The organism is Cereibacter sediminicola, from assembly GCF_007668225.1.
GTDB lineage: Bacteria > Pseudomonadota > Alphaproteobacteria > Rhodobacterales > Rhodobacteraceae > Cereibacter_A > Cereibacter_A azotoformans.
Window position 1 is genome coordinate 1 of record NZ_VDEK01000067.1, and the last position, 6,992, is coordinate 6,992.

At 61.9% G+C, this 6,992-nt stretch carries 13 protein-coding genes; 2 read left to right on the forward strand and 11 right to left on the reverse strand.

Features of this window, described 5'->3' with window-relative positions; translation table 11 throughout:
• Positions 1–23: 23 nt before the first annotated feature.
• From FG154_RS19890 to FG154_RS19900, 3 genes are all read right to left on the reverse strand, one after another.
• Positions 24–242, reverse strand: a complete 219-nt coding sequence (locus FG154_RS19890) for a transposase (RefSeq protein ID WP_425456869.1) — start codon at positions 240–242, stop codon at positions 24–26.
• 79 nt (positions 243–321) lie between these two features.
• Positions 322–1,197 (reverse strand): ImmA/IrrE family metallo-endopeptidase, encoded by an 876-nt coding sequence (locus tag FG154_RS19895; RefSeq protein WP_145111752.1) that lies wholly within the window; start codon positions 1,195–1,197, stop codon positions 322–324.
• The gene (locus tag FG154_RS19900; protein ID WP_201744237.1) at positions 1,194–1,661 is read right to left on the reverse strand and encodes a helix-turn-helix domain-containing protein; all 468 of its coding nucleotides are present in this window, start codon (positions 1,659–1,661) and stop codon (positions 1,194–1,196) included. The genes FG154_RS19895 and FG154_RS19900 overlap by 4 nt, the downstream gene beginning before the upstream one ends.
• A 57-nt stretch (positions 1,662–1,718) precedes the next feature.
• On the opposite strand from FG154_RS19900, the gene FG154_RS19905 reads away from it, so the two are divergent.
• Entirely contained in the window at positions 1,719–2,669 is a 951-nt protein-coding gene (locus FG154_RS19905) for a hypothetical protein (RefSeq protein ID WP_145111755.1), read from the forward strand.
• A gap of 34 nt (positions 2,670–2,703) precedes the next feature.
• Positions 2,704–2,841 (forward strand): hypothetical protein, encoded by a 138-nt coding sequence (locus tag FG154_RS21155; protein WP_186312474.1) that lies wholly within the window; start codon positions 2,704–2,706, stop codon positions 2,839–2,841.
• Positions 2,842–3,015: 174 nt separating this feature from the next.
• On the opposite strand, the gene FG154_RS19910 is transcribed toward FG154_RS21155, so the two are convergent.
• The 8 genes from FG154_RS19910 to FG154_RS19945 all read right to left on the reverse strand — a co-directional run bounded on the left by FG154_RS19910 (position 3,016) and on the right by FG154_RS19945 (position 6,862).
• Positions 3,016–3,633: a GNAT family N-acetyltransferase gene (locus FG154_RS19910; RefSeq protein ID WP_145111758.1), complete on the reverse strand. Its 618-nt coding sequence runs from the start codon at positions 3,631–3,633 to the stop codon at positions 3,016–3,018.
• Positions 3,634–3,942 carry a type II toxin-antitoxin system TacA family antitoxin gene (locus tag FG154_RS19915; RefSeq protein WP_145111761.1) on the reverse strand — a complete coding sequence of 103 codons (309 nt, stop codon included), beginning with the start codon at positions 3,940–3,942 and terminating at the stop codon, positions 3,634–3,636.
• Between the two features lie 90 nt (positions 3,943–4,032).
• Complete coding sequence (locus FG154_RS19920) at positions 4,033–4,677, reverse strand: antitoxin of toxin-antitoxin stability system (protein ID WP_145111764.1); 645 nt, start codon at positions 4,675–4,677, stop codon at positions 4,033–4,035.
• Positions 4,670–5,089, reverse strand: coding sequence for a hypothetical protein (locus FG154_RS19925; protein WP_145111767.1), 420 nt, complete (start codon positions 5,087–5,089; stop codon positions 4,670–4,672). The genes FG154_RS19920 and FG154_RS19925 overlap by 8 nt, the downstream gene beginning before the upstream one ends.
• 74 nt (positions 5,090–5,163) lie before the next feature.
• Positions 5,164–5,361: a hypothetical protein gene (locus FG154_RS19930; RefSeq protein ID WP_145111770.1), complete on the reverse strand. Its 198-nt coding sequence runs from the start codon at positions 5,359–5,361 to the stop codon at positions 5,164–5,166.
• Between the two features lies 1 nt (position 5,362).
• Positions 5,363–5,740 carry a DUF6915 family protein gene (locus FG154_RS19935; protein WP_145111772.1) on the reverse strand — a complete coding sequence of 126 codons (378 nt, stop codon included), beginning with the start codon at positions 5,738–5,740 and terminating at the stop codon, positions 5,363–5,365.
• Positions 5,741–5,750: 10 nt separating this feature from the next.
• Positions 5,751–6,242, reverse strand: coding sequence for a DUF6878 family protein (locus FG154_RS19940; protein ID WP_145111775.1), 492 nt, complete (start codon positions 6,240–6,242; stop codon positions 5,751–5,753).
• A 101-nt stretch (positions 6,243–6,343) separates the two neighbouring features.
• The gene (locus tag FG154_RS19945; protein ID WP_145111778.1) at positions 6,344–6,862 is read right to left on the reverse strand and encodes a DNA repair protein RadC; all 519 of its coding nucleotides are present in this window, start codon (positions 6,860–6,862) and stop codon (positions 6,344–6,346) included.
• Between the last annotated feature and the right edge of the window lie 130 nt (positions 6,863–6,992).

Here is a 6,992-nt window from a genome sequence, read left to right on the forward strand (position 1 = left end):
CCAAGGCTGGCAGGTGAATCAATTCACCGCACCAACTTGTGGGTAACTGCAAGCTTTGCCGGATGCTTACTATTCCACTTTCCGAACTCACCCGGCAGGTCACGCCACGGGCAGCCCGTCCGGGCAATCCAGAGCACCGCCTCGACAAACAGCCGGGGATCAGGGCCGGTGCGTCCGGGGTCACATTCTCGGCCAAGGCAGTGCGGGGCGATGAGCGCCCATTGCGTGTCGGTCAATGTCATGCGGATCAACGTAACCTCCCATTTGGCAACCTTGAATCACTCAAACGTCAATATGGGAATCCTCAAACGTCAACAGACCCTAGCGAAACCTCGGGGTCCAGCTTCTAATAAGGTTTTGCTCTTCGTTCTCTTCTTCCTCTGGATCATCAGCCAGCGCCTCGCTAGACAGAACTGTAAGAGTATAGCCGTAGCTGCCCAGCCCGATAACCTCTTCGTCAAGTGTGATGCCAGCCGGACCGCCAAACCATTCCGCGAGAGTGGACTGGGAGCAAACTGAACGTCCTTGGCGGATGTTATCTACGACCGCATTGAAGTCGCGGGTGCCCGTATGCGGCAATCCATCCCCTTTGCGTAGAAAGCACAGTCTTCCAAGCTTCTTGAAGCCCTCAGACATGAATCCATACGACACTTGCTCGCGCTCACTGACGATGACCGCCACCGGATAAGGCGCGCATTCGGCGGTTCTGATGGCAGCCGCGGTAAGAGATGCTTCAGCCACAGTTGCGAGATGCTGCACGCCAGCAAGGCCGATCGGGGATCTGTAAAGTGCCTCGCGTGTCAGGCGGGTTGGCATCAACAGGCCGGAAGCGAAGTGATCCGCCTCGATCTCTATCGAGCTGCTTCCTTGAACGAACCCCGCCCGCGAGAAGTGTACGGGTCCGGACTTCAAGATTTCGTCCGGATGTCCTTCGAGGAAATAGTGCCCTAGCTCATGGGCTACGGTGAACCGCCGAAACCCTTCACTACGGATATCGGTCGCATAGATGATGCCGACCCCATCATCATTAAATACGATGCAGCCGCTCATACCCTTGCGGTCAGGGTCTTTGGCCTCGACAAGAATGTCTTCCTTCGCGGCTATCGCAAAGGGGTCAACAGGAAACGTCGTGAAACCATGGTCAGCGGCGATCTTCTCGCCGCATTGGCGCGCCATGAGAAGACGAAACTTGCTCAAGAGCCGTCACCCTGCCGCCGTTTAGCGAGGGTGTCGATCATCATCTGGATCGTGTCACGGTCATCTGCGGTTAAGCTCTCCTCGTTGCGGAAAGCAGTAGTAGCCCCCTGCAGGGACGCCGCTCGCCCGAGCAAAAAATCTGACGACACATCAAGCGCCTTGGCAAGCGCCCGTATATTGGCAAACGAAGGCTTCCGGCGATCAGCCTCGAAGTGTCCAATGGCAGCGGGCTGGAGACCAGATCTCTTCGCTAGCTCGGTTTGATTAAGACCGCGCTGTTCACGCGCCGCACGCAACCGCGCCGCAAAGATACCGTCGCCCTCCTGAGAAGTTGACAAGACGCCTCCGTAAGATATATTATGACGATATCGTAGGAACTGACTGGCGGCCTTTCGGCCTTTTTCTTTGGCGAAGCGCCCTACGACTTCGTCATAGAACCTATGACGAAGGGCCTTGCCGGTCAAGGCAAAATCGAGCGGGCAGACTCAGCCCGAGCGGATCGAGGGAAAAAGGAGCCCATTATGTTGATCCAGAAGGCATATATCCGCAACGTCGCCCCCTACCTGGAAGGGATCGGAGAAGGCGTTGAACTGCGCATGGTCGCAGCGGTGACCGATGCCAACCGGCAGAAGCTGCCGCGCATCGGGTTCAATGACCCACCCGGCAACGGTGATACCATCCTGCCGTTGGGGGTCGGGGCCGTAAGCCGCTTCAACGCGGAAGGTCGTTGGATGGCTCATCGCGATGAACCGAAGGAAGAGCGTTACATCCGCACGGTTCGCTGGCGCTGGACGGAATGGCGAGGCCGTGACCAGGAAGAGATGGAGGATTTCAAGGACATCTATCGTCTTTGCTATCCCCGTAGCTTCATCGAGCCGCCCGCGATTGAACTGACCTACGTCGAGACCGATGCCGGTGCATTCGTTGTCGGACCTGTGCTCTTGAACCAGCCAGACAACCGGGAAGCCATCCGGCATTGCACCAACTTGCTGCTGGAACTTTTCGGCGAGTGCCAGTTCATGCGCCGCGACATAAGCCCCTTCGAGAACGTGAAGATGCGGCGCGTTGCATGGAAGATGCTGCCGGAAGGGGCGCATCCGTGGCCGAGGCTCGAACGTCACTTGGCAGATGTTCTCAGGCCCTATTCTGACAACACGAAGGCGGTGATCTTCGATCGCCAGAAGACGATTCTGAGCCATCACCCGGAAGAATTCTTCGTCGGAACGGGCGGCTTCTCAGACTACATCGCCTACGTCTTTCCGCACCATGGACTGGTGATCCTAGAATGCATCCGCTGGGGCAACGCCATCTATGCCTTCGGACAAAACTGGGAAGCATTCACGAAGCTGACCAAGGCGGAGGTGATCAGCGCGGGTGTGCATGAAGCCCGCATCGTGCACACAGAAGGATGGAAAGAGCGCCTGGCCCGCCTTCTCGATAACCGCAATGCCAAACACCAGGCGGCGGAATAAACCAAAAAATTCATAGGGAAAGGAGGTGAGAAATATGGCGAAAAACAACGAAGTGACGAGCAAGAAAGCGGCATCAGCGGCAGGGAAAGTTCTGAGCGACCCCAAGTCGAGCAAGGCAGCCAAAACTGCGGCGGCATCAGCGCTGACCCAGCGGCCCAGCAAGAAGCGCTGAACCATGCCCTGCACCACGAAGACCCTTTCCCCTGCCCGACGGCAGGGGAAATCTATCTGTTCATTGAGTGGCTGAATTAAGCTTCTCGGACCAAGTGCAGCTCATCCGAACCGTGGCTTGGCAAACCGAGCGTAGTTGCCGACCTATAGGTTGGCAGACTTGACCTTCAGGACTTCAACCTCGGTCAAACTCCTGTCCGAGCCGCGCCAAATCCGCGAGTGCAGCGTCCTTTTTCTGCATATCGTCCTCTTCAGCGATTAGCTTGCGAACCGTGCTGACGGACAGGAACATTCTGAGCGGGTTCGAAGGCAACTGCTCAAACCCGTAGCTCTCGTAAAGCGCCTTGCGGCGCGCAACGCGGTCGGGATCGCCGCAGTCGAGCACATCGAGCATGACGACCGCGACGCCAATTGCGTCGGCCGCAACGGCAATGCGCCGCAGGGCATCGACCAAGAGATCGCCGCCAAACCCGCCGCCGCTGAACCTCCGATCCCGCCCGATCATCGAGATATAGGCGGCAGGAATGTTGCCATGCGAAGGCCGGGTCCGCGCGAACTTCGCTGGCAGATCCGTGAACTGAACGGCGTGCGCATTCAGGGCATAGAAGCCGATGACCGTCCCGTCAGGGTCGACCATCACATAGAGGCGGACATTGTCCGCCTTGGCGAGCTTGTTCGCGGTCTTCTGGAAATAGTTGTCGACTTGCTCGACGCCGCAAGAAAAAGCCGCTCGATCATGCCTCGAAGGATCGAACGGCTCGATGGTGTAGGCGACCGGTTGTGACGCGGCCATTTACTTCGACACAACCGTGTCGCTGTGTCGACGGAAGGCCGCGCGCAGGGCATCGGTCGGCGCAGATGGTGCATCGAGCGCCGCGAAGAACGCCTCATGATCGACCGGCTGCAGCACGGTGCGTTCATGCGCAGCGATCGTTGCCAGCGCTGCCTGATAGGCGGCGTTCATCGTGAAGACGGAATCGTCGACGCCGGACAGTGCCGCGGCCTGCTGGATTGCAGTCTTGATGCGCGGCTTCGTCCGGAAATTCATCCGGGCCTCGTTGCGCTCATCGATTGCGCGCGTGGTATCGTGGAAACCGAGCATGGTCGCCTCCTGAAATGTCTTGTCCATATGTACGCCAGATCGACGTACGTTTCAAGCGTGCGGTCGGGAAAGCTCTTCGAAGGGCGCGCCTCACCCGAAGCGGCGCCCTCCTTCGGTGAAGGTGTACTCGTTGACGATGATCCCCTCCTCTATGGCCTCGTCCGAGGTCAGGTGGTCGTATTCCGCCTCCAGCTGGCGGTAGAGCCAGCGGGCCAGATCGCGCAGCGCCTCGGTCACGATCTCCTCCGCATCGTCGGTCGGCGACTGCCAGGTCGGGCTGTCCCGCGTGACGTCTACCGACATCGTGTACTCGTGGTAGTAGCGCCCGCGATGGCTGACCTCGGCGGCAAGCTGGTAGAAGTTGCGGCGCTGGATGGCCTGCAGCCGGTCGGCGATGCTGTGCAAGGTTGCGTCCTGTGGCGCGTAATCCCGGATGCGCGTGGCCCCGCCCTTGGCGTGGGACCAGTAGCCCTCGAAGCATGCGCCGTCCCCCTGGCTGCAGAACCCGGAAAACCAGATGCATGGCTTCGCCCGCGTGCCACCGCCCATCAGGCGGACGGGGGTGGTCTTCAGACGGATGCCGAGGATTTCGCAGACCCGCTCGAAATCCTCATAGACCGCGTCCCACCAATCGTCGTGGGGGCCAAGCTCGCGATACCAGCTGCGCGCCTTTTCCTTGGCCGCATCCGAGAGTTCGGGGAACTGGTAGACGGTGGTGCAGATGAGCTCAGGCATCGACGTCCTCCCCGTTCAGCGCGGCGGCCAGCCACTCTTGGGTGCTCGTCCAGCCGATGGATTTTCGGGCGCCTAGGTCGATGACATGCGCGCCGCCGCCGAAGGCGTCGAGGCGGGGCCGGGAGCACGTCAGGGCGTATTGGCAGCCCCAGAGGCCAGTGAGGTCGAGCTCGTCCGCGAGGCGCAGCACGAAACGGATGACCGCCTCGACATCGCCGTGCTCGTCGTCATGGATCCAGAGGGTGCTGCCCTCGGGCGCATCCTGGCGCACGAGGTCGAAGCCAGCGACCTCCGGCTCGTCGGCGGCCTGATCGGCTTCGCGCAAGCTCTGGAACAACGCGAGCGCGCGGGCCGCCTTGTCGGGGGTGCCGACATCAAGCAGGCAAGAGAAATGGGTGAAGTAATCCGCCATGGGGACCTCCTGAATGGGAAGACCCGGCCGAAAGGCCGGGCACTCGATTGAGATGAAGGAGTGGTTGGCGGCGATCAGCCGGTGGGACCGTCGCCAGCCGCCTGTCGCGCGGCATGCGCGCAGAGCATCTGCCAGTAGAAGCGCTTGCGCGCCGTCCGGAAGCCGCGAACAGCCCGGGTGTCGGGATGAAGCGCCCGGACCGCCGCGCGCAGGACGGTGTAGGGCGAGGCCGTCGCTGGCAGGCCGAGGTGCAGATAAGCCGGATCGGTCATGTCAGCTGACCTCGACCACGGGCGAAGCGAAATGCGGATCGACCAGCGCCTCGATCCGCTCGGCCCGTCCCATCCATGGCTCGGGTCGGATGGCTTTCACCCAGTCGGCGAAGCTCGGGATGAAGCCGAGGTCCTCCTTGACATGCTGTTCGCCGACCCAGCGGGTCGGGATGATGCGCCCGGTCGAGAGCGTGAGCGTTGCCCCGAAAATCCTCTCGGCCATGAAGATGCCCTCGGCATGGTGGCGCAGCGCCCGGTGCCGAAAGTCCGCAGTAATCTCCTTGCTCTGGTCGAACCAGGCATGCACGCCGATGAAGTCGTCGACCGTGCCGCCCCATTTCTTCACGGAGGACAGGGCGTGGTGATACGGATGTGCCATACCCGCCCCCTCAGAAATCATGCGTGTAGAGTTCGGACGAGGTGAAGCGCTCGTTGAACTCGAGATGGATGCAGCGGGCCGCGGCGTCGAAGCAGAACTCACCCCAGGCGCCGTCGTTGTTTTCCCAACCTCCATGGGTGTCGGAGAGAAAATCGTAGGCGAGCTGCTCGACGACACCCTCGAGCGAGAGTTGCCGCATCTCGACCTCGGGGTCGTCCCAGGTGAGCGCGGCGTAGTCGATCTCGGTCGCAGGGAACTCGACGGAAGTCTCGCCGGACCATGCGCCGATGCTTTCGATCTGGCCGCTGTCCCCGGCCCCGTCAAAGGTCACGGTGACATGGGTGATGCCGGCGGCCGTGAGCCCGTCGAACAGGCGATCCTTATTGCCGGGGCGCAGCGCTTCGATCCGAGCGGCACGCTCGGCATGGGCCGCGAAGATCTGCGCCATGTCGACGGTCGAGGGCGCCATCGGGGGCGCGAGGGTGGGTTCAGTCAGATTCATCGGGTGTCTCCGGTAAGGGGAAGGGATAGGAGCCGGGCCGGGCGATCTCTCTCCCCCGGACAAGCTCCAAATCCCCCCTGCCCGCCTCTGCCTCTCGGGTCTCACGCGGCGACCTGGAGCGCCTTGGCGGCGAAACCGCGCCAGAGCGGATCGACAAAGCGAGCATCCAGAAGATCGGCGCGGTGGCGCAGCCGCTGCGCCAGATCGGGCTCGCCCCAGGCGGCCGCGCGGCCCGCCTGCGCGCGCAGCTGGCTCGCCTCGGTTACCACGCCGCGGGCTTCGGCCGCGCTTGTCACCGGGTGGCACCAGGCGACGGCGTGGTCGCTAGCGGCCCCGGCCAGCACAAGGCGCTCGTCGCGGTCGAGGATCGCCAGAAGCTGGGGCGCAGCATCTGGGGCAATCCCTTCGGCATGGTCGATCGCGCCCTGCATGGCCACGGCCAAGGTCGCGAAACGGGCGAGGACGAGCGGAGCGGCCCGGCCCGACATCAGATCGGCCGGTGCGCGGCGCGACAGGGTCAGGGCGAAGGGGTGACTGTGGTCAACGTCGCCCGAGGGAAAATGCGGCGGGACGCCCCGCGCGTAAGCGGTCGGGTGGATGGGCAATGGCAGGTCGAACATGGGAAAATCTCCAACGGCGCGGGAAGCCGTTCTCCCCACCTCAAACCGTCAAAGACCAAACCGCCGCCCTCTTCCTTGCGCATTCCGAGGCATCCGGTCGGCGGTTCCGACAACATCCGGTCAGTCATTC

Bases quoted from the DNA above. Each gene is read 5' to 3' on its own strand.
- FG154_RS19890 (WP_425456869.1), bottom strand. From the start codon at position 242: ATGACATTGACCGACACGCAATGGGCGCTCATCGCCCCGCACTGCCTT.
- FG154_RS19905 (WP_145111755.1), top strand. From the start codon at position 1,719: ATGTTGATCCAGAAGGCATATATCCGCAACGTCGCCCCCTACCTGGAA.
- FG154_RS21155 (WP_186312474.1), top strand. From the start codon at position 2,704: ATGGCGAAAAACAACGAAGTGACGAGCAAGAAAGCGGCATCAGCGGCA.
- FG154_RS19910 (WP_145111758.1), bottom strand. From the start codon at position 3,633: ATGGCCGCGTCACAACCGGTCGCCTACACCATCGAGCCGTTCGATCCT.
- FG154_RS19915 (WP_145111761.1), bottom strand. From the start codon at position 3,942: ATGCTCGGTTTCCACGATACCACGCGCGCAATCGATGAGCGCAACGAG.
- FG154_RS19920 (WP_145111764.1), bottom strand. From the start codon at position 4,677: ATGCCTGAGCTCATCTGCACCACCGTCTACCAGTTCCCCGAACTCTCG.
- FG154_RS19925 (WP_145111767.1), bottom strand. From the start codon at position 5,089: ATGGCGGATTACTTCACCCATTTCTCTTGCCTGCTTGATGTCGGCACC.
- FG154_RS19930 (WP_145111770.1), bottom strand. From the start codon at position 5,361: ATGACCGATCCGGCTTATCTGCACCTCGGCCTGCCAGCGACGGCCTCG.
- FG154_RS19935 (WP_145111772.1), bottom strand. From the start codon at position 5,740: ATGGCACATCCGTATCACCACGCCCTGTCCTCCGTGAAGAAATGGGGC.
- FG154_RS19940 (WP_145111775.1), bottom strand. From the start codon at position 6,242: ATGAATCTGACTGAACCCACCCTCGCGCCCCCGATGGCGCCCTCGACC.
- FG154_RS19945 (WP_145111778.1), bottom strand. From the start codon at position 6,862: ATGTTCGACCTGCCATTGCCCATCCACCCGACCGCTTACGCGCGGGGC.